Here is a 23,541-nt window from a genome sequence, read left to right as displayed (position 1 = left end):
GGTTTTCGCATCCTCACTTTGAGCGGGCACGCCAAGAATGGCCTCAACCGCTTCCCCTCAAGGTGACTCGCCATGGAACCCCTCACACGCAGTCCCAACCTTTCCCACACACCGCTGGCACTGTTCATTGCCATGCTCATCGCCTCTCCGGCGCTGGCTGTGGACTTCAACTCCCCGCAGGTTTTCACCGCCACCAGCGCACTACCCCACGCGCTGGTGCAGTCGCGCGTCGATATCCCCGGCAACGGCCCAGCCGTCAACGTGCAGGGCACTGACTTTTCCCTGCGTGATGTGCTGCTGCGCAACGCCGGCAGCGGCGGAGCGCTGCAAGCTCTCGGCGGCGCGGTTCTGGACGCGACGGCGCTCGACGCGCAGACGCTGGGTGGCCGTAGCCCGGCCATCCGCGTCGACAGCAGCTCCCTGCGGCTGAGCGATTCGAGCCTGGTGACGCGCGGCATCCTCAGCTACGGCATACAGGTGTCGGGGGCCTCGGCCCTGCAGGTGGAGCACTCGCGCATCGAAACCTTCGAGACCAGCAGTACCGGCATCCTCGTGGAAAGTGACGCGCTCCCCGGTCTGGTCAGCCACTCGCAGATCCACACGCACAAGGCCGAGAGCGCAGGCGTCGGCCTGAGCGCCAGCGGCCCGCTGGAGCTGGTCGACACGCGGATTCTCACCGAGGGCAGTTCCAGCTACGGCGTTTCCGCGAACAACGGCAGCCAGGTGCTGCTGGGCCAGGGCAGTACGGTGAATACGCAGGGAGACTATGCCGCTGCACTGAGCGCCCGGGACGGCTCGGCCATCGCCATGAGCGACGGCTCGGTGTTCACCCAGGGGCGCCAGTCCACCGCCGCCTTGGCCGGCCGGTCCAGCCAGATCGAGCTGCAAAATACCCAGTTGCTGAGCGCAGGCGCCCAGTCTTCCGCGCTGGAAATCAGCGGCGACAGCCGCATCGGCCTGTGGGACAGCCAGGCCGCCAACGTCGATGGCAGCACCGTGCTGTTCTCCGGAGGGCAGGGTATCGGCCAGCTGGAACTGACCGACTCGGCGCTCACCGGCCAGCAGGACCTGATCGAAACCGCCAGCGGCAGCCAGGGCCATGTTGATGCCCGGGGCGCGCAGCTGCATGTCGTCGCCGGCAGTGCCTTCCTGGTTCGTCCGGGCAGCGTGCTGAACGCCGCTCTGGACAGCTCGACAGTCGAAACCCCGACCCTTGCCAGCGTCGAGGACAACGGCCAGTTCGACCTGCTCGCGAACGGCAGCACCCTGCATGGCAACACTCAGTTGCTGGCTCCGTCCCGTGGCCGGCTGGACATGGACCTGGGCACCAGCACCTGGGAGTTTGCCGGTAACGCCTCCCTGGGAAATCTCAAGCTGCGCGATTCCGCGGTGTTCTTCAGCGGCCCCGGCTACCAGGTGCTGACGGTGAATGGCGACCTCAGCGGCAATGGCCGCTTCCAGATGAAAACCGATCTTTCCACCTCCCGGGGTGACCTGCTGCAGGTGCTGGGCCAGGCCCAGGGCAGCCACGAGATACTGGTGGCCGACAGCGGCCGGGACGCCCAGGGCGCCCCGCTGAAACTGGTCGGCACCGGTGGCGGCACCGGGCAGTTCAGCCTGCTCGGCGGTCATGTGGACGCCGGGGCGTTCCGCTACGGACTTCAGCAGCAAGGCAACGACTGGTACCTGGTGCAGACCGGGCAGGTGGCGCCGATGACTGGGCTCACTCCGTCGCTGCGCCCGCAGTTGGTCCCGCAGCCCAATGGCAGCAGCATCCCGATGACGGCGCTCAACCCCTCGATACCACCGCAGAAGGTGCCCCAGCCCAACGGCAGCAGCGTGCCCATGACTTCGTTGAATCCGTCGCTGCGCCCGCAACTCGTGCCGCAGCCCAATGGCTCGAGCATTCCCATGACGGCGCTGAACCCCTCGATGCGCCCTCAGCTGGTGCCCCAGCCCAAGGTCGATACGCTGCCGATGACGGCGCTGACACCGGCGAATCAACCCGCCGTCGCCACGGGTACCCCGTCCATTGCAATGAGCACACTGACCCCGGCATCGCGCCCGGCCAGCCAGGCCCAGCGCCTGTCCAAGGGTGCCAACGCCGCATTGGGCATGCAGAGCGCCGCCGCCAACCTCTGGCAGAGCGAACTGGGCACCCTGACTCGCCGCCTCGGCGAACTGCGCCAGGGTCACGACCAGGGCGGCCTGTGGACCCGCGCCATGGGCGGCAAGCTGAACGTCGATAGCGGCGACAGCCGTGCTTTCGAGCAGAGCCTGAGCGGGGCCGAGATCGGCGCCGACCGCGCCTTCGAACAGGCTGACGGCACCCTCTACGTCGGCGGCATGCTCGGGGCTGGCCATGCCGACCAGGACTTCGGCGAGCACAGCTCCGGCGACCTCGACAGCCGCAGCGTCGGCCTCTACGCCACCTACGTGCGCGAAGACGGCTGGTACCTGGACTCGGTACTCAAGTACGACCACCTGCGCGGCGAAGTGAAGGTGCCGACCAACACCGGTGGCCAGGTCCGCGGCCACTACGACTCCGACGCCTACGGCGCCAGCGTTGAGCTGGGTCGTACCGTGCAACTGGGCCAGGGCTGGTTCGTCGAGCCGCAGGTACAGCTTTCTGGCGCCCACCTGCAAGGGCCGCAGTACACCAGCAGCGACGAACTGGAAGTGGACGGCGACGCCGTGGACTCCGTCCAGGCTCGGGCCGGCGGGCGCGCCGGGCGCAACTGGCAACTGGACTCCGGCGCACAGGTGCAGGGCTACCTCAGCGCCTCGTGGATCGACGAACTGGCCGGCGACAGCACGGTCAAGGTCAACGGCCACGCGCTGGACAACCAGCTGCCGGGTTCGCGCGCCGAACTGGGCGTCGGCGGTTCGCTGCTGGTCAGCGCCCACCAGAAGCTGATGCTCGAAGCCCACTACGCCAATGGCCACGAAATCGAGCAACCGCTGTCGCTGACCCTCGGCTACCGCTACCTCTGGTAGTCGACCATCCCGCTCGGGCACACGCCGTGTGCCCTCTGGAGACCCATCATGAGTCGCGCTCGCATCGTCAGGACCGGCACCCTCGCCAGCCTGCTGGGTGTCGCTCTGGTACTGACCGGCACCGGCTACCTGGCCTGGCATCTGGTCGTGCAACACACCGCGGAACGCCTGGAAACGCTGGCCCGGCTCGCCTCGCAACGGGCGGACAATACCTTCGCCCAGGCCGCCGCGACGCTGCGCGAGCTGAACCGCTCACCGCTGCCGCCCTGCTCGGCGGAGGGCATCGAACAGATGCGTCTGCTGGCCATCGACACGCTGGCGGTGAAGGCGGTCGGCTACGTCGAGGAAGAGGTGTTCGTCTGCAGTTCCTGGGGCCTGGTCGGTCGTCCGGCAGAGCGTTGGCCGGAAGACTTCCGCACTCGCGAAGGCATGGGCGTGTCGATCAACGTGCAGCCGTTCATGGCGCCAGCCAAACCCATGCTGGCCCTGCGCGATGCGGCGTTCAACCTGCTGATCGACCCCGAGCACTTCCTCGAAACCTCCCTCGCGCCCGGCGTCAGCCTGGCCCTGGGCACACCGGCAGGGCACTGGCTGGGCACGCCGGCCGCCGGCTTTGCCCAGGTCCTCACGCGCATCCATAGCGAGCCGCACTCTGCGCTGCGGGGTGGTTACCTCTATACGCGGGTCAACCATGGCAACTGGCAGACGGTGGCTGCGGTCAGTCGCGAGGCCCTGGTCCGCGACCTGTGGCGGGAGCTGCTCATGCTCACGCCGCTGGCCCTGCTGCTTTCCGGCCTGTGGTGCTGGGTGGTTGCACGTCGCGTGCGTGCCTATCTGTCGCCACTGGCAGTGTTGACACGGGCCGTGGCGAACAATGAGTTCACTGCCTTCTACCAGCCCATCCTCGACCTGCGCGATGGCCGCTGCATCGGCGCCGAAGCGCTCGTGCGCTGGCGTCGCAAGGACGGCTCGGTGACCCTGCCTGAGAGCTTCCTGCCCCTGGCCGAATCCAGTGGCCTGGTCGAGTCGATCACCGCGCAGGTGATCTCGACGGTCTGCCGCGACCTGGGCGCCAGCCTCGCTTCGGGGCAGTTACAGCATGTCTCGATCAACCTCTCGGCACTCGACGTGGCAAGCGGGACCTTCCTGCCGCACTTGGTCGAAGCACGGCAGCAGGCGGGCATCGATCCCGGCAGCATCTGGCTGGAAGTGACCGAAAGCTGCCTGTTGAGTATCGACGCCGCGCACCGGACACTGGCGCAAAGCCGCGAGGCGGGCCACCCGATCGCCCTGGACGATTTCGGCACCGGTTACTCCAGCCTGCAGTACCTGCGGCGCCTGCCACTGGACCTGCTGAAGATCGACCGCTCCTTCGTCCAGTCGCTGTCGGACGGCGCGCCTTGCCCGGTGACCGACCACACCATCGCCATGGCTCGCCAGCTGGCGCTGCGGATGGTGGCCGAAGGCGTCGAGACCGACGAGCAGCTGCAGTACCTGCGTCAGCGCGGCGTGCAGTACGGCCAGGGCTGGCTGTTCGGCAAGGCGATGCCGCTCAACGAATTCCTCGCTTACCTCGCCGGCCAGACCTGGCTGGCGGCCTCATGATTTCCAACCCCTGACCACAGGATGACCACCATGAAAACCTCCCTGCTGCTGTTCTGCCTGCTCAGTGCCACCCCGGCACTCGCGCTGGCCGCCGATACCGTCACCACGGTCCCGGTGCACTTCACCAAGGGCGCGAGCAGCACCACCGTCAAAGGCAGCTTCAAGGGCTATGACACGGTCGTCTACACCCTGTCGGCCAAGGCCGGGCAGCACATGAAAGTCGCTGTCAGCGGCAGCAACAACGCCAACTTCAACCTCTACGCGCCGGGCAACGAGCCGGGTGAATCCACCGCCCTGGGCAGCGGCGCCGTGGGCCAGGACTGGAGCGGCGCGCTGCCGGCCTCTGGCACCTACAGCGTGCAGGTCTACCAGATGCGCGCCACCGCACGCCGCGGGACCAAGGTGGACTACAGCATTCACTTCGGCATCGAGTGACGCCGGGCCTGCCCTCCGGGTGACTCAGGGCTTCTGCGCCCGGGTTGCCGGGAGGGGGATCAGGTCGGCGCAGAACCAACCGGGCAAGGAGGTTGGGGAATTCATGCGCGCCTTACTCCTACAGATCGAGCAAGTGAGGGCCGACAGGACTTCGGGACCAGTCCTGCATTCGATCCAATAACAAACTGCCTATGTTCGCTTCTCCATTCCTTCACTCAGGGAACGAACATGGCGGTTGGGTATTTCATCCGCAGGGGCGATAGAACCACCTGCGGCGGCGTTGTAATCGAGGGAGACCCCTCGTTCATACTGGATGGCAATCCGTTGGCCCGCGAAGGGGATCGGGTTCTATGCGGGAGGGATCACCAGACTTATCCCATCCTCGGCGGCGTTTATGACTTCATCTCGGAACGTCCCGCCGCAGGCTCGCTGGACAGCGTCAGCGGATGTCCCTGCAAGTCGCAACTGATCCCCTCGTCGTATGACATGTCCTACCAAAAAGACCCTGGCCCTTCCAACGCAGCGCAGAGAGGCACACAGGTAGCTCGTTCGGCACCAACTGCAGAGCGTGCCGGCTTTGCTCGCAATGCGTCGGCAATAAAGCCGGCGAGCAGCCTTGCATCCAAGGGCTGCGTGTTCGCCAAGTGCAGCAAGCTGCCGAATTCGGTGATCGACTACAGCACCTCGTCGGGTGCGTTTCCTGTCGACAATGCGAGCGACTACGGAAATCTCGTACTGCTAGGGGGCCGCGCGGCAGACGATCACGGCAAGGTGCAGCTCAGGAAGATCAGCGGCAACGTCCCTGCAGGTTTCGGTTCCCTGGCATTGCGCGGGCTTGCTCCCGCAGGCCCGCAAGAATCCTGTGGCGGTCTTTGCGACGTCGTTTCCGCTGGCGGAGCAGTGGCCAGTGGTGGTCAGGTTGCGGCAGGAGTTGGTGGCCGTGCAGTTGGTGGCGGCATCCTCACGGGAGGCGTTGTCGGGGGCGCTCTCCTTGGCGTTGTTGCGATGCTCTGGCCTTCCAGCCTGGGGGACAGCGCCCTCTACACGGAAGAGCAACTTCGCACAATGAGACAGGGGCGAACCCGTGTACGCATTCGTGTAGAGCAGCAATCAGATGGCAAGCTGAAAGGCTACGGCTTCAACACTCAGCTCCGCAGCGAGTGGGAAATGATCCCCGTTGTTCAGTTCGAACCGACTGGTAGCCAGATGGTTGCCGACTTGGGGGATGGGATTGGGCTGATCTGGACGCCTGCTGCCAATCCTGCCGACACCCTGGGTATTCCAGCCTTGGAAGCTGCACCCCAGGCGCCGCAGATCACGATCTACCCGCCTGTGGAACAGGCCGATACCCTCATCGTCAACCCGATCTACCCGCCTGAGTATCGAGACTTCATTCTCGTGTTCCCCGCAGGCTCCGGGATTGCTCCGCTCTACATCGTGATGAATGCCCGGCATGAGCCGGGGACAGTGAGAGGTGCTGGGGAATATGTGTCTGGAACCTGGTTGCTAGGGGCAGCTGAAGGGCTCGGAGCGCCGATTCCAGCGAGTGTTGCTAATGAGTTGCGTGGGAAAAGCTTTAATAGTTTTAACTCGTTCAGGAGGGCGCTTTGGAAGGCCGTAGCGAAAGACTCAGAGCTGGTCGCTAAATCCACCCGGAAGAACCTTCAGCGTATGCAGAAAGGCAAAGCCCCACGTGTACGTGAAGTTGACATGGTGGGCGGGAGGCAATCATTTGAGTTGCACCACGTGGACAGAGTTACGGATGGTGGCGAGGTTTATGACGTAGACAATCTCCGCGTCAACACGCCAAGGAATCACATCACCCTGCACAGAAAGAGCAAGTAGCACATGGCTAAGTACGACATTCTGAAGGAAAGCTTCTCGGACTACACGGAAGCTGAGTTTATCCAACTTCTAGAAGACCTCTTTGAAGAGGATGCATCAGAATCTGATGAGATGGCTGATGTGCTGTTATTGCACTTTCGAAAGGTGAGCCAACACCCTGCTGGCTCCGACTTGATTTACTACCCCGAGCCGGGGGCTGATGACTCAGCAGAGGGAATTACACGCACAGTGAAGGAGTGGCGTGCCGCCAACGGATTGCCCGGATTCAGGAAGAGCTGATCCGCCGAGTCAGCGGCTAACCGAGTTCTAATCGGGAGTTTGGCGGGGTTGAAAAAATAGGACGCTAAGGCTCAAAGCCGCTCCGCCCGATACTGACTGGGCAACCGCCCGAGAACCCGCTTGAAGGTCTGCGAGAACGCACTCGGGCTCTGGTAGCCGTGCTCCAGCGCCACTTCCAGCACCGAGGCGCCGGCGATCAGGCGTTGCAGGCTGAGGACCATGCGCACGCGGGTGCGCCAGTCGCCGAAGTTCATTCCCAGTTCGCGCTGGAACAAGCGGGCGAGGGTGCGGCTGCTCATGTTCAGTTGCTGCGCCCAGTCTTCCATGCCGGTCTCGTTCGCCGGTGCGCCAATCACCGCGTTGCACAGCCGCAGCAGGCGCGGGTCCTGCGGCAAGGCGAGGTGGATGCCGACCGTCTGCGCCGCGTCCATCTCCACCAGCAGCAGTTCATGCAGGCAGCGGCGGCGGTGCTCGTTGCCGGCGTCGGTCGGTACGGCACTGGCGGCCACGAGCAGTTCCCGCAGCAGTGGCGTTACTGCGATCAACTGGCACTGCTGGCCGCCCCAGGGCCAGGTGGAAGCGGGCATGAACAGGGTGCGCATGCGCACGTTGCCGAACATGCGGATCTGGTGCTCGTTGCCCGGCGGCACCCACAGCGCATGGCCGGCCGGTACCACCCAGTTCTTCTGCGCCGCGCCGACCAGCATCACGCCGGAGATCGAGTGGATCAGCTGCGCCTGGGGATGGCAGTGGGGCAGGATTTCTTCGCCATCCTGATGGTCGTAGGCCAGCGCTTCGAGGGAGAGTGCGCAGGTCATGACGGGCTGCCTTCGGTGCGAGTGGAGGTGTCGAGCGGTTTCATGCGGAGCTCCTGGTGGGGCTTGCATTTTAAGTGAAACTTCTGGCGGATAATCGGCTTTAGAGTGCTGGAAAGTGAATTATCAAGCAATTAATGCTCGAATTATCGGCAGATGAAGCAATCGCCTGAAAGGCGGTGGATGGTCAGTGGGACGAGACAAAAGCCGAACCTTCCTGCGCCGGCGGAATCGCGAAGTTCTCCCGCATGCGCTGCGCCTCCGCCAGGGGCGTACGGCCGAACAGGCGCTTGAACTCGCGGTTGAACTGCGAGGCGCTGGCGTAGCCGACGGCCAGGCTCGCCGCCTGAGCCGTCATGCCCTGGCGTACGATCAGCAGCCGCGCCTGGTGCAGCCGCGTGCACTTGAGGTACTGCATGGGCGAGGTGCGGGTAATGACCTTGAAATGGCTGTGGAATGACGGAACGCTCATGCCGGCCTCGCTGGCCAACTGCGGTAGGTCGAGGGGCTGTGCGTAGCCCGTGTGGATGCGCTGCAGGGCCCTGGCAATGTTGCCGAAGCGACCACGCATGGCCAGCGCCGCGCGCATGGCATTGCCCTGTGCGCCGGTCAGCACGCGGAAGTACAGCTCGCGCAGCAGGGCCGGCGCGAGGATGGCGGCCTCCAGCGGATCGCCCAGCGCTTCGAGGAAGCGCAGCACGGACTGTGTCAGTGCCGGGTCCATCGGGCTGGAGAACAGGCTGCGCGGGGCGGTTTCTGCGGGTGGCTGGCCCAGCTGGAGGCTGTGCTGGTCGATCTGCAGCATCAGCTCGGCGGCGAGCTGGAAGTCCAGGTGCAGGTAGATGGCCAGCAGCGGACGCTCTGGTGTGGCGTCGGTTTCCATGGTGAAGGGCACCGGCACCGCGACGGCCAGGTAGTGCTGTGCGTCGTAGACGTAGGTTTCATCGCCGAAATAGCCGCGCTTGCAGCCCTGGCAGACGATCACGATGCCGGGATCGTAGAGCACCGGAGTGCGCGCCAGCGGTCGGTTCGAGCGGAACAGGCGCACGCTTGGCAGTGCGGTGAGGTTGTAGCCCTCCTGCGGAGCCAATGCGGCGATCAGGGCGACCATGCGCGCCTGCTCACTGCTGGGAGTGTCGATATCGGCATTCATAGAATCAGGCAATAAAGACAGAGCTTGAGGTCTCTGAAAGGGAGGTGAGGCTGCGTATTGTGCACTCATTCCCCCTGCAATGGAGTCACCCCATGTCATCTCCCAAGACCCTGCTGATTACCGGCGCCAATAGTGGCTTCGGCCTGGCCCTGGCCCACGCGGCGCTCGCCGCCGGACATCGCGTGGTGGGTACGGTACGCACCGAGCAGGCCCGCGCCGAACTGGAAGCACTGGCGCCCGGCCAGGCCTTCGGCCGCCTGCTCGACGTGACCGACTTCGACGCCATCCCCGGCGTGGTCGAGGAAGTCGAAGCCAGCGTCGGCCCGCTGGACGTGCTGGTGAACAGCGCCGGCTACGGTCACGAAGGCATTCTCGAGGAGTCGCCACTGGAGGCGATGCGCCGGCAGTTCGAGGTGAACGTCTTCGGCGCCGTGGCGATGCTCCAGGCCGTGCTGCCCTACATGCGCCAGCGCCGGCGCGGCCACATCCTCAACATCACCTCGATGGGCGGCTACATCACGATGCCGGGCATCGCTTACTACTGCGGCAGCAAGTTCGCCCTGGAGGGGATCAGCGACGCGCTGGGCAAGGAAGTCGAGGGTTTCGGCATCGCGGTGACCGCCGTGGCGCCGGGTTCCTTCCGCACCGATTGGGCCGGGCGCTCCATGGTGCGCAGCCCGCGCTCCATCGCCGACTACGACGCGCTGTTCGACCCGGTGCGCCAGGCGCGGCAGGAAAAGAGCGGCAAGCAGCTGGGCGACCCGCAGAAAGCCGCGCAAGCGATGCTGGCGGCGATCGAAGCGCCACTGCCGCCACGGCATCTGCTGCTGGGGAGCGACGCGCTGGGGCTGGTGCGGCAGAAGCTTTCAGCCCTGCAGGAGGAGATCAGCCACTGGGAAGCGCTCAGCCGCTCCACCGACGGCTGAGCGGCGCATCAGTAGCCGGCGTTGCGCTCCTCGGGGCGCAGGGTGAGGACTTCGAAGCCCGTGGCGGTCACCGCCACGGTGTGTTCGAACTGCGCGGAGAGCTTGCCGTCGAGGGTGACCACGGTCCATTCGTCCGCCAGGGTTTTCACCCCGGAATGGCCCTGGTTGAGCATGGGCTCGATAGTGAAGGTCATGCCTTCGCGCAACACCTGCCCGGTGCGCGGGCGGCCGAAGTGCAGTACCTGCGGCGGCTCGTGCATCTCGCGGCCGATGCCGTGGCCGCAGTAGTCCTCGACCACGGTGTAGCCGTGCTGCCGGGCGTGCCGCTCGATGGCGTGGCCGACGTCGCCCAGGCGCGCGCCGGGCTTCACCGCGCGGATGCCTTTCCACATCGCCTCGTAGGTGACCTCCACCAGCCGCCGGGCAGCGGGGGCGACGTTGCCGATCAGGTAGGTCTTGCTCGAATCGGCGATGAAGCCGTTCTTCTCCAGGGTGATGTCGAAGTTGACGATGTCGCCGTCCTGCAGGCGGTCCGCCTCGGATGGCACGCCATGGCAGACCACCTGGTTGCGCGAGGAGTTGAGCACGTAGGCGAAGCCGTACTGGCCCTTGCTGGCCGGCCGCGCGTGCAGTTCATCGACGATGTAGCGCTCGACCCGGTCGTTCACTTCCAGGGTCGTCATGCCTTCCAGCGCCAGCGTGTCGACGAAGCTGAAGACCTTCGCCAGCAACCGGCCGGATTCGGCCATCAGTGCCAGTTCCGCGGGAGTCTTGGTCACTTGGCGCCTCCCGCGGCGGAGTATTTGACCCCGGCTTCCTGCAGTTCGCGGGTGATGATCTCGTTGAAGCTCAGGGTCGGTTCCAGCTCGCAGAGCATGCCGATCTTGATCCAGAACGCCGCCTGGGCGTTGATCGACCGGCAGGCCACGGAGCTGGCGCGGCGCAACTGGTCGTGCAGGTCGTCGTCCAGGTTGATGATGCCCATGATTCTCTCGCCTCTCTCTGACGCAATTCGCTATGAAGCATAACAAAACATATATTCATCATATTGATCGAGGCGAGGGAATGCAAAGCCGGCGGCTCAGCCCACCTGCGAGACGGGCTCGGCCAGTGGTTGGGCCAAAGCGATCGCCCCCTTGCCGGCCAGTTCCGCCAGTTGCTCGGTGGCCAGCCCCAGTTGCTCGGCCAGTACCTGCGCGGTGTCCTGGGCGAACATCGGCGGCGCCAGGCGGTAGGTGGGCGGCGAGGCGGAGAAGCGTGCCGGGTAGCCTAGCAGGGTGACTTCGGTGCCGTCCTGCCGGGTCAGGGTCTGCAACAGGCCGCGGGCCTGTACCTGCGGATCGGCGAGGGCCTGCTGCAGGTTGTTGATCGGGCCGCCGGGCACGCCGGCCTTTTCCATGGCGGCCAGCAGGTCGGCGGCATGCCAGCCGGAGATGCTTTTTGCCAGTTCCACTTCCAGTTCGCGGCGGTGCTGGCTGCGGCCGGGGTTGCGGGTGAAGCGTGGGTCGTCGCCAAGGTCGTCACGGCCGAGGAGGCGGCACAGCGCCTGGAACTGCCCGTCGGAGCCGCAGGCGACGAGGATGTAGTCGTCGTTGCAGGCGAAGTCGCGATACGGCACCACGTTGGGGTGGGCGTTGCCCAGGCGCTGCGGCACCTGCCCGCTGACCAGATGGTTCATCGCCTGGTTGGCCATCAGCGACAGCTGGCTGTCGAGCAGCGCGCAATCGATGTGCTGGCCTTCGCCGCTGGCGTGGCGATGGTTCAGCGCGGCGAGGATCGAGATGGTCGCGTACAGACCACAGAACAGGTCGCTCACCGGCAGGCCGACCTTCAGCGGCCCGGCGCCGGGTTCGTCGTCGCGGCGCCCGGTGATGCTCATCAGCCCGCTCATGCCCTGCACCAGGAAGTCGTAGCCGCCGCGCCCGGCATAGGGGCCTGTCTGGCCGAAGCCGGTGACCGAGCAGTAGATCAGCTTCGGGTTCAGTGCCTTGAGCGCGGCGTAATCCAGGCCATAGCGCGCCAGGGTGCCGACCTTGTAGTTCTCCACCAGCACATCCGCTGAGGCGGCCAGGCGTCGCAGCAGCGCCGCGCCGTCGGGGTGGCCGAAGTCCACGGCGATGGCGCGCTTGTTGCGGTTGGCGCAGAAGTAGTAGGCGGCGTCCCAGGTGGGGCTGCTGTCTTCCAGGAAGGGCGGGCCCCAGGTGCGGGTGTCGTCGCGCCGGGTGGGGCGCTCGACCTTGATCACGTCCGCCCCCAGGTCACCGAGTATCTGCGTGGCCCAGGGCCCGGCAAGGACCCGCGAGAGGTCGAGGACGCGCAGGCCCGAGAGCGGGCCGTGCTGTTGAGTGTTGCTCATGCTTCTCTCCAGTTCGCTGCGGGGCTTCAGTGCAGGTCTTTGCCGCGGGTTTCGGGCATGCGCACGAAGGCCACCAGGGTGATCACCGCCATGATCGAGACGTAGACCAGGAACCACTGCTCGTGGCCGCGGCTCTGCAACCAGGTCATCAGGTAGGGCGTGGTGCCGCCGAAGATCGCCACCACCAGGTTGTACGGCAGGCCGATGCCCAGGGCGCGGATATCGGTGCTGAACAGCTCCGACTTGATCGCCGGGGCGATGGCTGAGTACAGCCCGTAGAGCAATAGGCCGAACAGCTCGACGGCGAGGATCGAGGCGAACGAGGCCTCCATGGAGCGCACCACCGGATAGAGCAGGGCGGCGTAGCCCAGGGCGAAGACGATCAGTTGCGGGCGGCGGCCGATGCGGTCGGACAGCCAGCCGAACAGCGGCTGGGAAATCATGAACACCACCAGCGCCAGGCTGCTGGCGGCATAGGCAGTACCCGGCTCCACGCCGAGGCTGCGGATGGCGTGCACCGGCAGGTAGCTGACGAACAGGTAGAAGGCGAAGGCCCCCAGCAGGCTGATGCCGACCAGGCGTCTCACGGCTTCCGGATGCTCGCGCCAGAGGGTGCGCAGCGGCTGCTCGATGCACTGGCCGCGACGCTGCTCCTGGCTCTTGCGGAAGGCCGCGGTCTCGTCGACACCATGGCGAATCCAGAAGCCGGCGAGGCTGCCCAGGCCGCCGATGAAGAACGGAATGCGCCAGCCGAAGTCGATCAGCTGTTCACGGCTCAGCCACTGGCTCAGCACCCAGGCCAGGCCCGAGGCGAACAGCAGCCCGAGGGCGATGCTGGCGAAGAAGAAACCCGAGTACAGGCCACGCTGGCTGGCCGGCGCCGATTCGGCAAGGAAGGTCGCGGCGGCGCCGTACTCGCCGCCTACCGAGAGCCCCTGGACCATGCGCGCCACTACCATCAGCACGGGCGCGGCGATGCCGATGGTGGAATAGGTCGGCATCAGGCTGATCAGCAGCGAGGGCAGCGCCATCATCAGGATGGTCAGGTTGAGCGCCGCCTTGCGCCCGGCGCGGTCATTGAAGATGCCGATCAGCCAGCCGCCCAGCGGGCGCATGGCGAAGCCGATGGCGAACACCGCGAAGGAGGCGAGCAGGGCGGTGGTCTCATTGTCCGAGGGGAAGAACTGGTGGCTGAAGTAGAGCGCGAAGGCGGTGTAGACCGTCCAGTCGAACCATTCCACGGTGTTGCCGACGCTGCCGGCGATGATGGTGCGCCAGGCGATGGGCCGGGCGCTGGCAGCCGCGCTCGTTGAAGCGGCACGATGCGGTTGGCTGAGAAGGTGGGCCATCGGTGTTCTCCATTGTCATTGTTTTGAGAAGCACGGTTTTGAGAAGCACGGTTCTGAGGGGTACGGCTCAGGCTGCGGGCAGGTGGCGACGCAGGAAGGCCAGGCTGTCGCCGCTCTCCCGCAGGGCTGCGCGGCCGATCAGCGGCTGCCAGTGCGCCTCGCTGCCGAAGTCCGTACGCCAGGCATACAGGCGGCGGGTGTAGAGCTGCAGGTCGCATTCCTCGGTGACGCCGATGGCGCCAAAGACGGCATGGGCGATGGTGCAGATGCGCACCGCCGCGCTGCTGCAGCGCGCCTTGGCCACAGCGGCGGGGATGCCTTGCGGCCATGTCGACCCACGCAGCGCCAGTTGCGCCGCCATGCGCGCGGCGAAGACTTCCTCGGCGAGCACGCTGATCTGTTGCTGGATGGCCTGGAAGCCGCCGACCGGCTTACCGAACTGCTGGCGGGTAGTGGCGTAGTCCAGGGTCAGTTGCAGTACCCGCTCGGCGGCGCCGGCGATCAGCGCTGCGCTGAAGGCCGCGCCGAGGGCGCGCCAGTCACGATTTGGCGGCAGGCGCTGGGCGTTCTCCGGCAGGCTCGGCCAATGCAGTTCCTCGGTGCTGCTGGCGTGAACGCCATCCGCCCGCCGTTGTGCGCCATCCACCGGCATTAGCCAGGCGTCTTCCGGCAGCGTCGCCAATACCCAGCGGGATTGCGCGGCAAACGGCACCGCATGGCAGCGCAGGCCCTGACCAGCGCGTTCGCCATTGGCCAGGGCGATGGGCCCTTCGGGCAGCGCCAGGCCGGCTTCGGCCAGTGCCAGGCGCGCCCACCAGGTGCTGGCGAGCGGCAGCGGCAGGGCCGCGCCGCCAGCGGCGAACAGCAGGTGGCAGGCGGTTTCGGCACTGGCCGCCGCGCCGCCGAGTTCCTCGGGCAGCAGCAGGTCGGCGAAGCCGTGTTCGGCCAGCGAACGCCACAGCCCGTCGGCGGGCTCGCCCAGGTCGATGCGGCGCACGCGCTCGGCGCTGACTTCGCCTTCGAGCCACTGGCCGAAGGCGTCGAGAATGAGGTTGTCGAGGCTCATGGGGATTCCTATCGCAAGCCGAGGCCGCGGGCGATCACGCCGCGGAGGATTTCGCGGGTACCGCCGCGCAGGGAGAACACCGGGGCCATGCGTTCCAGGTAGGCCAGGGTGCGTTGCAGCAGGTGCGGGACGGCGGCGCCCTGCACCGCGCCCAGCAGGTCGCCGAGCAGGGTCGGGATGGATTGTTCGAAGCTGGTGCCCAGGTCCTTCACCAGCGCCGCTTCCACTACCGGGCTGCGGCCGTCCGCCAGTTGTGCGGCGAGGCTGACCGACAGCGCACGCAGCACCATCAGCTCGCCGAGCAGTTGGCCCAATAGACGTTCCTGGCCTGCCTGCGGGTCGGTGCGCAGCCAGTCCAGCCAGGCATCGAGCAGGGCAATACTGGAGTAGATGCGCTCCGGCCCGCTGCGCTCGAAGGCCAGCTCGGCGGTCACCTGCTTCCAGCCGTCGCCTTCCTCGCCGACCAGCGCTCCGGCGGGCAGCTGTACGTTGTCGAAGAACACTTCGCAGAAGTGCTCGGCGCCGGTCAGGTCGCGGATCGGGCGGATGCTCACGCCCGGCAGCGACAGATCGACCAGCACCTGCGACAGCCCGCGATGGCGGTCCTGGGCGCTGCCGGAGGTGCGCACCAGGGCGATCATGTAGTGGCTGTGCTGGGCGTAGGTGGTCCAGATCTTCTGCCCGTTGAGCAGCCAGCCGTCGGCATTGGCTTCGGCGCGGGTGCGCACGCTGGCCAGGTCCGAGCCGGAGTTCGGTTCGCTCATGCCGATGCAGAAGAACTGCTCGCCACGGCAGATCGCCGGCAGGTGCTGGCGCTTCTGCTGTTCGCTGCCAAAGCGCAGCAGCAGCGGGCCGCTCTGGCGGTCGGCGATCCAGTGCGCGGCTACCGGCGCACCGGCGCAGAGCAGTTCTTCCACCACCACGAAGCGCGCCAGCGGGTCGAGGCCGGCGCCGCCATACTGGCGCGGCAGGGTCAGCCCGACCCAGCCGCGCTCGGCCAGGGCACGGCTGAAGTCGGCGTCGAAGCCTTGCCAGCTGCGCGCCCGCAGGTCGGTGGGGTAGTCCCGCAGGCGCTCGGCGAGGAAGCTGCGCAGCTCCTCGCGCAAGGCCTCGTGCCGCGCCGGCAGCGCGCGGAAATCGAGGGCTTCGAGCATCAGCCTTCACTCCGCTCGGGGCGGCCGGCGAGCAGGCGCTTGACCTGGTACTCCATCACCGTTTCCTCGCGCTGGTTGAGCACGAAGACGCGGGAGGTGACCACGGCGCGGTTGTTCTTCGAGGTCGGGCGGACGTCCTCGATCTCCACCACGGCTTCCAGGGTGTCACCTACGACCACCGGGCCTTTCACGCTCTTGTGCAGTTCCAGCAGGGCCAGGCCGGTGCCTTGCAGCATGGTCTGCATGAGGATGCCTTCGATCAGGCTGTAGCTCAGCGCCGCCGGCACCGGGCGGCCCTGGATGGCGCCGTTGAAGGTGCTGTCGATGAAGATGACTTCGGTCTGCCCGGTGACGCCGACGAAGCCGATCAGGTCGGCCTCGGTGACGGTCCGGCGGAAGGTGCGGAAACGCTGGCCGGCTTCGATCTGCTGCCAGTAGTAGCCTTGCCCGAGGGCGATTTCGTTGTGCGCCATGCACCACTCTCCTGTTGGGATTGTTGTCGTCGAGTGGGGTCAGGCTATGGGCAGGGCTCGTACTCATCCAATATTATTTGGAGAACGATTGATACATATGGAGTATCAGTATGGAGCTGCGCCAGATTCACCAGTTCCTCGCCCTGGCCGAGACCCTGAACTTCCGCGAGGCCGCCGAGCGCCTGCACATGTCCCAGCCGCCGCTGTCGGTGTCGATCCGCAAGCTGGAGGAGGAGATCGGCCTGCCGTTGTTCGAGCGCACCACGCGCCAGGTGGCCCTCACCGAAGCCGGCGAGGCGGTCCTGCCGGAGCTGCGCAAGGCGTTGCTGCACTTGCAGCAGGCGCGGCGTTACGCGCTTGAGGCAGGGGCCGGGGAACGCGGGCAATTGACGTTGGGTTCGTTCGGCTCGGCGACGCTTTCGCTGATTCCACAGCTGATTCCGGAGTTCCGCCAGCGCTATCCGGGCATTGCCCTGGAGCTGCGCGAGCTGCCTTCCAGCGGCGTGCTGGAACTGGTGGAGAATGGCGGCGCCGATGTCGGTCTGGTGCGTTTCCCACTGCCGCAGCCGACGGCGCTGAAGCTGATTCCGCTGGTGTGGGAGCCGATGATGCTGGTGGTCCCTCAGGACAGCCCGCTGGCACTGAGCGGGCGCAGCCGCGTGCACCTGGCGGAAGTCGCCGACCAGCCGCTGATCGATTACCCGCACACCGAGGGCCTGCACTACGTGCTGTTGCAGCTTTGCCAGGCGGCGGGGTTCGTGCCGCAACTGGTGCATTCCACCACCCAGGTGCAGGCGGCCATCAGCCTGGTGGCGTGCGGTCTGGGCGTGGCGCTGGTGCCGGCGCTGCATGCGCGCAACTCATCGGCGCCGGTGTGCTTCCTCGAGCTGGAAACCCCGCGCCAGGAGCGCACCGTGGCACTCGCCCTGGTCTACAACCCGGATAACGAGAGCCGCGTGGTGAGGCAGTTCCGCGATGTGGCGGTAGAGTTGCTGGCCGCGGAAGGCTAGGGGTTGAGCTTGCGCAACGCAGGCGGACGGGGTTGCCGCTCGCCACGCTGACGGCGCAGTTCTGGCAGCAGTCCACGCAGCACGCGCAGGCCCCGTTCGGCATCGGGTGTACTGCCGTACAGCAGGCGCAGGGTTCGTTGCAGCTCGGTCGAGCGCACCTGCTGCCTCTGCAGCCAGAGGTAGAGACCATCCAGCCGCGCAGGCCGCTGCTGCAGTTGCCGGTGCAGCCGACGCCAGGCCCGATGTTCCGAATGCCGGTAGCGTTGGCGCAGCCGGCTGACGAGGCGCTGCAGCCATCGCAGGGCCGCTGCGGCGGGCACGGCCAGCCAGTGCCAGGCCAGCGCCAGGCCGGCAATCAGCAGCAGGGCGGCCAGCGCGTGCCGCTCGATCCACAGCCCCAGTCGATCGCGCCACGCCCTGTGGTTCACCGAAGGCGGTGGTGCGGCCACTTCCAACGTCAGGCCCGGCAGCTGCTCCACGTGCAGTTCGCCGTTGCTGGCTTGCCGCCAGCGCAGTTCCAGCGGCGGCAACTCGATGCGTCCCGCGCGCTCGAACTGATAGGCGACGCTGTCGACACGCAGCGCTCCATCGCTGTGGCCGCGCCCGTCGTCGAGCTCCTGCAGTCGGACGGGGTTCGGATACTGGCGGGTGCCTTCCACGGCGGCGAATTCGGCGGGAGGCAAAAGCTCCATCGGCGCGCCCCGTACCCGCAGCTCGACGCGGCGCTCCAGGCTGTCGCCCACCTGAAATGCAGCCACGGGCGGTCGCAGAACCTGCTGCAGTTGCACCGAGTCGGCGACCAGGCGGGCGCCGTCGTCCGGTGCGGGCGATACCCCGAAGCTCAACGGCCGGCTGTTGGCGTGAAGCGTGGCCGTGGCTTGCCCGACCTGCGCGCTGACCTTGAGCGCGGGAATCTCGAAACGCTGCGCCTGACGGGGCGTGATCCGGTACTGGTAACGCAGGCCAAAGAAGGTCTGCCCGTCGCGCTCCACCGTCAGATGCACGGGGGAGCCGGCTGGCTCGGCCACGCGGGTGCCTGGCAGTTGCAGGGCAGGGAGCTGCGGCGCGGCGGTGAACCAGGTGTCCGTCAGTACGTCCAGTTGCAGCGCCAGCGTCGCGCCGAGACTTACCTTGGAATCGGGGATGAGCTGGGCTTCGACGCGCAATTGTGGTCCGTCTGCATACGCGGCAGTGGCGAGCAGCATCAGCAGCAACTGCAGGACCCGCTTCAAGGCCTGTCCTCCCCGATGTGGCTGCCCTGCGCGCGGAACTTGTTGCGCAGGAAGGCGGCGGGAGAGGTCTGCAGGCTATCCAGCCAGTGCTCGTCGGCCGGTCGTTGGCCCGAGGGCTGGGCGATGCTGCGGCCCTTGTCCGCCGAGTCGTCGATGACTTCATCGTCGCCGCGTTGCTTGGGTGCGTTTTGCGCGGCGTCTTCGCGGTCCTTTTCCAGCGCTTCCACCAGCGCAAGGTTGGCGCGAGCTTCGGGGAAGTCGGCCTTCAAGGCCAGGGCCCGGCGATAGGCTTTGATGGCCTCGGTGAGGCGGTATTGTCGGGCTTGGCAATTGCCTGCGTAGAAGTGCGCCTCGGCCGTGTCGAGACGGGAGAACAGCGCGAGGGCGCCGGCGTAGTCCGCTGCCTGATAGGTCGCCAGTGCCTTCCAGTAGGGATCGTCGAAGCGCTCGGCGGCCAGTGCCGGGCGTCCATGCTGGAGGGCCCAGCGGCCTTGCTGGTCCGGACTGGCGAAGGCGTCCAGCCAACTGGCGGCCATGGCGGGCGGGGTTGGCAGGGCAGCGCCCAGGACCAGCAGCGCAGCCCCCAGCCAGTGGACCCTACAACCACGGCGCAGGCTGAGCAGCACCACCGGGAGCAGCGCCCAGCACAGCCAGTAGCCGACTTCCCGCGAACCTTGCGCAGCTTCCTGGCGGGCCTGGAAGTGCCGCACGGCTTGCTGGCCGATCCAGCGCACGTCGCTGTCGTCCGGGCTCAGTGCGCGCAGGCCGGCATCCAGGGCGCTGGCCAGTTCGGTCAGGGAGGCGGAGCGTCCTGAGGGCGCCGCGCTGCAATCCACCAGCAGCCATTGCAGCGCATCGCTGGCGTGGCGCTGCAGGTCGTTGAGTTCGCGAGGGTCCGCATTGTCGGCGAACAGCACCAGGCTGGCGGGCGTGCCCGCGTCCTCCGAAAGGTTCGCGGCCAGATGCTGGACGCCACGCAGGTCGCTGCCGGGTGTTTCGATCAGGGCGGTGGACAGCGCCTGGACGTAGCTTTCCAGCAGGCCGGGGTCGTCGGTGGGCGGCAGCACCAGGTGTGCGCTGCCGGCATAGGCGATCAGCGCGGTGGGCGCGCCCTGGCGATCCCTGAGCAGATCGCGCAGCTTGCGCTTGGCGGCTTCGAGGCGGGTGGGGCGCAGGTCCGGTGCATCCATGCTGGGCGACAGTTCGACGGCGAGGATCAGCAGGCCGCGATCATCGGCCAGGTCAGCTGTGTGCCCCGGCCAGATGGGGCCGGCAACTGCCACTGCGCCGAGGCAGAGGAACAGCGTCAGCAGGTGCGCCGGGGCGAGCCGGCCTGCGCCCGGCCGATCGAGCAACAGATGTTGCAGTAGGTGCGGTGCGATGCGTTCTGCCAACCGTCGACCGAGGTCCTGACGACGGCGCCAGAGCTGCAGCAGCAGGAGCGTCACGACGATCAGTAGCAGCCAGAGCGGTCGATGGAATGGCATTCAGGCTCTCCGCAGGCTGGGCAGGCGCACGGCGCCGGCGGCCAGCAGATGGCCGCAGCAGGTCAGCAGCAGGGCCAGGCCCAGCGGCCAGTAGAAGCCTTCATGGCGCGGGCGGGGGCCCAGCCGTGGCTGTGGGTGCGGAGCGCCGCGGTCCAGTTCGGCGTAGACGTCGGCCAGCGCCCGGCTGTCTTCGGCACGGAAGAAGCGTCCGCCAGTGGTCTCGGCCAGGACTTGCAGGCGCTCGCTGTCGACTTTCTCCGCACCCTGCCCGCGACTGTCGCCGATGGCGATGGCCTGTAGCACTACGCCGCGCTGCACCGCCAGTTCCACCGCGCGCTCCGGAGGAACGGCACTGGCGTTGTCGCTGCCGTCGGTGAGCAGCACGATCTGCTGTGCACGCAGCGCCGGCCCGGCCAGCACGCGCAGGCTCAGGCCGATGGCATCGCCGATGGCGGTATTCGGTCCGGCCATGCCGATGGCGCTGTCGTCCAGCAGGCGCAACAGGGTCTTGTGATCGAGAGTCAGCGGGGCCTGCACGTAGGCGCCGCTGCCGAACACCACCAGGGCGAGACGGTCGCCGCTGCGCCGGGCAATGAAGTCGTGCAGCACCTGTTTCACTGCCGTGAGCCGGTCCAGCTGGCGCCCCTGGGTGTCGCGATAGTCGCGGGTGGCCATGGATTGCGACAGGTCGATGGCCAGCACCAGGTCGCGCGCCGGCTCGATCAGCATTTGCGGCGGTTCATAAAAGGCGGGGCGGGCGAGGGCGAGCAGCAACAGGCACCAGTTGAGCTGGTTCAGCCAGCCCTGCCAGCGTGCGGGAGCCTTGCCCAAGGGTGCGTGATGCACGCGGCGCAGTTCGCTGAAGAACGGCACGCGCAATGCCGTGCGCGCCACGCGCTGCTCGGGCAGCAGCCAGATCGCCAGCAGGCCCAGCGGCCACAGGGCCAGCACCCAGGGGTAATCAAGCTGCCACACGGTGAGCCTCCAGCCAGAGGCGCACCTGGGCGAAGAGGGCGTCCCAGTCCGCTTGCGGCCAGCGCTGCAGTTGCGCAGAAGGGGCGTAGGCGAGCTGCGCCAGGCGTTCCGCGAGATCGGAAGCCAACGGCCACGGGCAGTGCCGTTGCAGGAAGGCCTGCCAGGCCGGGCCGTTCAGCGTGGTGATTTCCGCGTGGCGATTGCGCAGTTCGGGGATCGACAGCGCGCAGCGCTTGAGCAGCGAGGCCAGCTCGCGCCGCTGTTCCGCAGCTTGCAGCGCCAGGAGATCGAGTTGTGCCAGGGCTTCACGCCGGTACTGCTGGCCGCGCCAACGTCGGTAGCGCCGCAGGCCGAGCAATGCCGCCACGAGGATCAGGACCATCAGCAGCACCCACCAGCCCCAGGCCGGCGGCCAGTAGGAAGGCAGCGGCGGCAGCGGCAACTCCTGCAATTGCCGCAGGTCCGGGGCCACGCTGCTCATGCCAGGACTCCTAGGCGCAGCAGTTCGCGGCGCAACTGGTCCAGCGGCGCTTCGGCGGTGCTCAGGCGCAGCAGCGGCACCTGGGCCAGGCGCAGGTGTTCCGCCACGCTGTCCAGGCGACCACGGAGGTAGTCCTGCATGGGATGGCGCACGGTCCTGCGGCGCAGGTCGAGGTCCAGCCAGCCAATGCCATCGCTCAGGCTCAGCGGCGTGTCGCCGTGCAGCTGAAGGGCGAGCGGGTCCTGTACCTGCAAAGCGAGAATCCGGTGGCGCCGACGCAGTTGCTGCAGCAGGTCACGGGTGTGCTCATCGCAGCCCGAGAAGTCGCTGATCAGATACAGCTGCCCGCCACGCTCCGGGCCACTGAGCAGCGTTTCCAGCAACGGGTTCAGCCGCGCGCCGTTCGCCGGGGCGCTATCGGCAGACAGTGCATGGTTGTGCCGCAGCATCGCCGCGCAGAAGGCGCGAATGCCGGCCGGGTTGCGGGTGGGGCGCAGGCGCTCTTCATGGCGGTCACTGAACACCAGCCCGCCGACCCGGTCGCCGCCGTGCAGCGCGCTCCAGGCCAGCAGCGCGCCCAGTTCCACGGCCAGGGTGGATTTCAGGTAGCGCCGCGAGCCGAAGAACATGTCCATGCGCTGGTCGACCCAGATCAGCGCGGGGCGCTCGCGCTCCTCGCTGAAGCTGCGTACCAGCGGCGTGCCGTGGCGCAGGCTGGCGCGGCTGTCGAGACGCCGCAGGTCGTCGCCGGGGCGGTAATGGCGCAGCTCCTGGAAGTCCAGCCCGCGCCCGCGCAGGGTCGAAGCGTGCTGGCCGATCAGGCTGGCGGCGGCAAGGCGGGTAATGCGTGCGCCCAGGCGCCGCGCGGGCATTTCCAGGGCCAGCAGGCGGCCGAGGTCGGCGTAGGCCAGACCGTCGGCGCGGCGCTCAGGCGGGAATGGCGACATGGTCGCGCAGCCGGCAGAGCACGGCGTCGGTATCGATGCCCTCGGCCACCGCCTCGTAGCTGAGCAACAGGCGATGGCGCAGGACGGGCAGCAGCACCGCGTGGATGTCGTCGGGCAGGACGTGGTCGCGGCCTTCCAGCCAGGCGTGGGCGCGTCCGGCGCGGTCCAGGCTGATGGCGCCGCGCGGGCTGCAGCCAACCTCGATCCAGCGCGCCAGTTGCGCGTCGTAATCGGCGGGGCGGCGACTGGCGCGCATCAGGTCCACCAGGTAACGGTCGATGCTCGGCGCCACTTCGATGGCGGCGACCTGCTCCCGTGCCGCCAACAGAATCTCCGCGTCCAGCGGCTCCACGGCTTCGCGGGCACGAGCACCGCCGCAACCTTCGGCACGCAGCAGGCGCAGCATGGTTTCCTCGTGCTCGGGCGCCGGGTAGTCGAGCTTGAGTTTCATCAGGAAGCGGTCCAGCTGTGCTTCGGGCAGCGGGTAGGTGCCTTCCTGTTCGATGGGGTTCTGCGTGGCGAGCACCAGGTACAGCTCGGGCAGCGGGTAGCTGCGGCCGGCGCAGGTGATCTGGCGTTCTTCCATGGCTTCGAGCAGTGCCGCCTGGACCTTGGCCGGCGCGCGGTTGATTTCGTCGGCGAGGATCAGGTTGCCGAACAGCGGGCCCGGCTGGAACTGGATTTCGGCATGCCCGCCGTGGGCGTGGAGGGTTTCCGCGCCGGTGATATCCGAGGGCAGCAGGTCGGGGGTGAACTGGATGCGGCTCATCCTGCCGTGCAGGTGTTGCGCCAGGGCCTTGACCGTGCGGGTCTTGGCCAGTCCCGGGAGGCTTTCCAGCAGCAGGTGGCCGTCGGCGAGCAGGGCGATGAGCAGTTGTCGGATCACCGTTTCCTGGCCCAGCACGACGCGGCAGAGGTTGCGCTCCAGGTCCAGGAGCGGAGTGCGAATGTCCAAG

The 23,541-nt window shown here is 67.2% G+C and carries 22 protein-coding genes; 7 read left to right on the top strand and 15 right to left on the bottom strand.

Annotated features, from left to right (window positions below):
* Positions 1 to 72 precede the first annotated feature (72 nt).
* The 5 genes from IB261_RS15805 (at position 73) to IB261_RS15785 (ending at position 7,161) form a co-directional block, all read left to right on the top strand.
* Positions 73 to 2,997 carry an autotransporter outer membrane beta-barrel domain-containing protein gene (locus IB261_RS15805; RefSeq protein ID WP_192382551.1) on the top strand — a complete coding sequence of 975 codons (2,925 nt, stop codon included), beginning with the start codon at positions 73 to 75 and terminating at the stop codon, positions 2,995 to 2,997.
* A gap of 48 nt (positions 2,998 to 3,045) precedes the next feature.
* Positions 3,046 to 4,602: an EAL domain-containing protein gene (locus tag IB261_RS15800; protein WP_192382550.1), complete on the top strand. Its 1,557-nt coding sequence runs from the start codon at positions 3,046 to 3,048 to the stop codon at positions 4,600 to 4,602.
* 30 nt (positions 4,603 to 4,632) lie between these two features.
* A complete protein-coding gene (locus IB261_RS15795) occupies positions 4,633 to 5,037 on the top strand; it encodes a pre-peptidase C-terminal domain-containing protein (protein WP_192382549.1) in 405 nt (134 codons plus the stop codon).
* 228 nt (positions 5,038 to 5,265) lie between these two features.
* Positions 5,266 to 6,882, top strand: coding sequence for a pyocin-S2/colicin E7-DNase domain-containing protein (locus IB261_RS15790; RefSeq protein ID WP_192382548.1), 1,617 nt, complete (start codon positions 5,266 to 5,268; stop codon positions 6,880 to 6,882).
* A 3-nt stretch (positions 6,883 to 6,885) separates the two neighbouring features.
* Positions 6,886 to 7,161, top strand: coding sequence for a bacteriocin immunity protein (locus IB261_RS15785; protein WP_151187193.1), 276 nt, complete (start codon positions 6,886 to 6,888; stop codon positions 7,159 to 7,161).
* Between the two features lie 71 nt (positions 7,162 to 7,232).
* On the opposite strand, the gene IB261_RS15780 is transcribed toward IB261_RS15785, so the two are convergent.
* A complete protein-coding gene (locus IB261_RS15780; RefSeq protein WP_192382547.1) occupies positions 7,233 to 7,979 on the bottom strand; it encodes an AraC family transcriptional regulator in 747 nt (248 codons plus the stop codon).
* 184 nt (positions 7,980 to 8,163) lie between these two features.
* Positions 8,164 to 9,129 (bottom strand): AraC family transcriptional regulator, encoded by a 966-nt coding sequence (locus tag IB261_RS15775; protein WP_192382546.1) that lies wholly within the window; start codon positions 9,127 to 9,129, stop codon positions 8,164 to 8,166.
* A gap of 92 nt (positions 9,130 to 9,221) precedes the next feature.
* Between IB261_RS15775 and IB261_RS15770 the strand changes: the two genes are divergently transcribed.
* Positions 9,222 to 10,055 (top strand): oxidoreductase, encoded by an 834-nt coding sequence (locus IB261_RS15770; RefSeq protein ID WP_192210981.1) that lies wholly within the window; start codon positions 9,222 to 9,224, stop codon positions 10,053 to 10,055.
* 8 nt (positions 10,056 to 10,063) lie between these two features.
* On the opposite strand, the gene map is transcribed toward IB261_RS15770, so the two are convergent.
* The 7 genes from map to IB261_RS15735 all read right to left on the bottom strand — a co-directional run bounded on the left by map (position 10,064) and on the right by IB261_RS15735 (position 16,453).
* The gene (map, locus tag IB261_RS15765; protein WP_494515533.1) at positions 10,064 to 10,804 is read right to left on the bottom strand and encodes a type I methionyl aminopeptidase; all 741 of its coding nucleotides are present in this window, start codon (positions 10,802 to 10,804) and stop codon (positions 10,064 to 10,066) included.
* A 26-nt stretch (positions 10,805 to 10,830) separates the two neighbouring features.
* Complete coding sequence (locus tag IB261_RS15760) at positions 10,831 to 11,040, bottom strand: ParD-like family protein (RefSeq protein ID WP_081520395.1); 210 nt, start codon at positions 11,038 to 11,040, stop codon at positions 10,831 to 10,833.
* 96 nt (positions 11,041 to 11,136) lie between these two features.
* Complete coding sequence (locus IB261_RS15755) at positions 11,137 to 12,411, bottom strand: CaiB/BaiF CoA transferase family protein (protein WP_192382544.1); 1,275 nt, start codon at positions 12,409 to 12,411, stop codon at positions 11,137 to 11,139.
* Positions 12,412 to 12,437: 26 nt separating this feature from the next.
* Positions 12,438 to 13,760: an MFS transporter gene (locus tag IB261_RS15750; RefSeq protein ID WP_192382543.1), complete on the bottom strand. Its 1,323-nt coding sequence runs from the start codon at positions 13,758 to 13,760 to the stop codon at positions 12,438 to 12,440.
* A gap of 67 nt (positions 13,761 to 13,827) precedes the next feature.
* The gene (locus IB261_RS15745) at positions 13,828 to 14,826 is read right to left on the bottom strand and encodes an acyl-CoA dehydrogenase family protein (protein ID WP_192382542.1); all 999 of its coding nucleotides are present in this window, start codon (positions 14,824 to 14,826) and stop codon (positions 13,828 to 13,830) included.
* Between the two features lie 8 nt (positions 14,827 to 14,834).
* A complete protein-coding gene (locus tag IB261_RS15740; protein ID WP_412548394.1) occupies positions 14,835 to 15,983 on the bottom strand; it encodes an acyl-CoA dehydrogenase family protein in 1,149 nt (382 codons plus the stop codon).
* Complete coding sequence (locus IB261_RS15735) at positions 15,980 to 16,453, bottom strand: MaoC family dehydratase (RefSeq protein ID WP_081520390.1); 474 nt, start codon at positions 16,451 to 16,453, stop codon at positions 15,980 to 15,982. The genes IB261_RS15740 and IB261_RS15735 overlap by 4 nt, the downstream gene beginning before the upstream one ends.
* 110 nt (positions 16,454 to 16,563) lie before the next feature.
* Between IB261_RS15735 and IB261_RS15730 the strand changes: the two genes are divergently transcribed.
* Positions 16,564 to 17,463 carry a LysR family transcriptional regulator gene (locus IB261_RS15730; protein WP_192382540.1) on the top strand — a complete coding sequence of 300 codons (900 nt, stop codon included), beginning with the start codon at positions 16,564 to 16,566 and terminating at the stop codon, positions 17,461 to 17,463.
* Here IB261_RS15730 and IB261_RS15725 read toward each other — a convergent pair.
* Genes IB261_RS15725 through IB261_RS15700 form a run of 6 tightly spaced genes read right to left on the bottom strand, consistent with a single transcriptional unit; the run spans position 17,460 to position 23,540 of the window.
* Complete coding sequence (locus IB261_RS15725) at positions 17,460 to 18,695, bottom strand: BatD family protein (RefSeq protein ID WP_192382539.1); 1,236 nt, start codon at positions 18,693 to 18,695, stop codon at positions 17,460 to 17,462. The two genes, IB261_RS15730 and IB261_RS15725, sit on opposite strands and share 4 nt — an antisense overlap.
* Positions 18,692 to 20,182 (bottom strand): VWA domain-containing protein, encoded by a 1,491-nt coding sequence (locus IB261_RS15720; protein WP_192382538.1) that lies wholly within the window; start codon positions 20,180 to 20,182, stop codon positions 18,692 to 18,694. The genes IB261_RS15725 and IB261_RS15720 overlap by 4 nt, the downstream gene beginning before the upstream one ends.
* Positions 20,183 to 21,157 carry a VWA domain-containing protein gene (locus IB261_RS15715; RefSeq protein WP_192382537.1) on the bottom strand — a complete coding sequence of 325 codons (975 nt, stop codon included), beginning with the start codon at positions 21,155 to 21,157 and terminating at the stop codon, positions 20,183 to 20,185.
* Positions 21,144 to 21,638, bottom strand: a complete 495-nt coding sequence (locus IB261_RS15710) for a DUF4381 domain-containing protein (protein ID WP_192382536.1) — start codon at positions 21,636 to 21,638, stop codon at positions 21,144 to 21,146. Before IB261_RS15710 ends, IB261_RS15715 begins: the two co-directional genes overlap by 14 nt.
* Positions 21,635 to 22,585 carry a DUF58 domain-containing protein gene (locus IB261_RS15705; RefSeq protein WP_192382535.1) on the bottom strand — a complete coding sequence of 317 codons (951 nt, stop codon included), beginning with the start codon at positions 22,583 to 22,585 and terminating at the stop codon, positions 21,635 to 21,637. The genes IB261_RS15710 and IB261_RS15705 overlap by 4 nt, the downstream gene beginning before the upstream one ends.
* Positions 22,566 to 23,540: an AAA family ATPase gene (locus IB261_RS15700; protein WP_081520383.1), complete on the bottom strand. Its 975-nt coding sequence runs from the start codon at positions 23,538 to 23,540 to the stop codon at positions 22,566 to 22,568. Before IB261_RS15700 ends, IB261_RS15705 begins: the two co-directional genes overlap by 20 nt.
* Position 23,541 lies beyond the last annotated feature (1 nt).

The organism is Pseudomonas sp. PDM20 (assembly GCF_014852575.3).
In the GTDB taxonomy this organism is placed as follows: domain Bacteria; phylum Pseudomonadota; class Gammaproteobacteria; order Pseudomonadales; family Pseudomonadaceae; genus Pseudomonas.
This window is presented reverse-complemented; position numbering and strand designations above follow the sequence as displayed.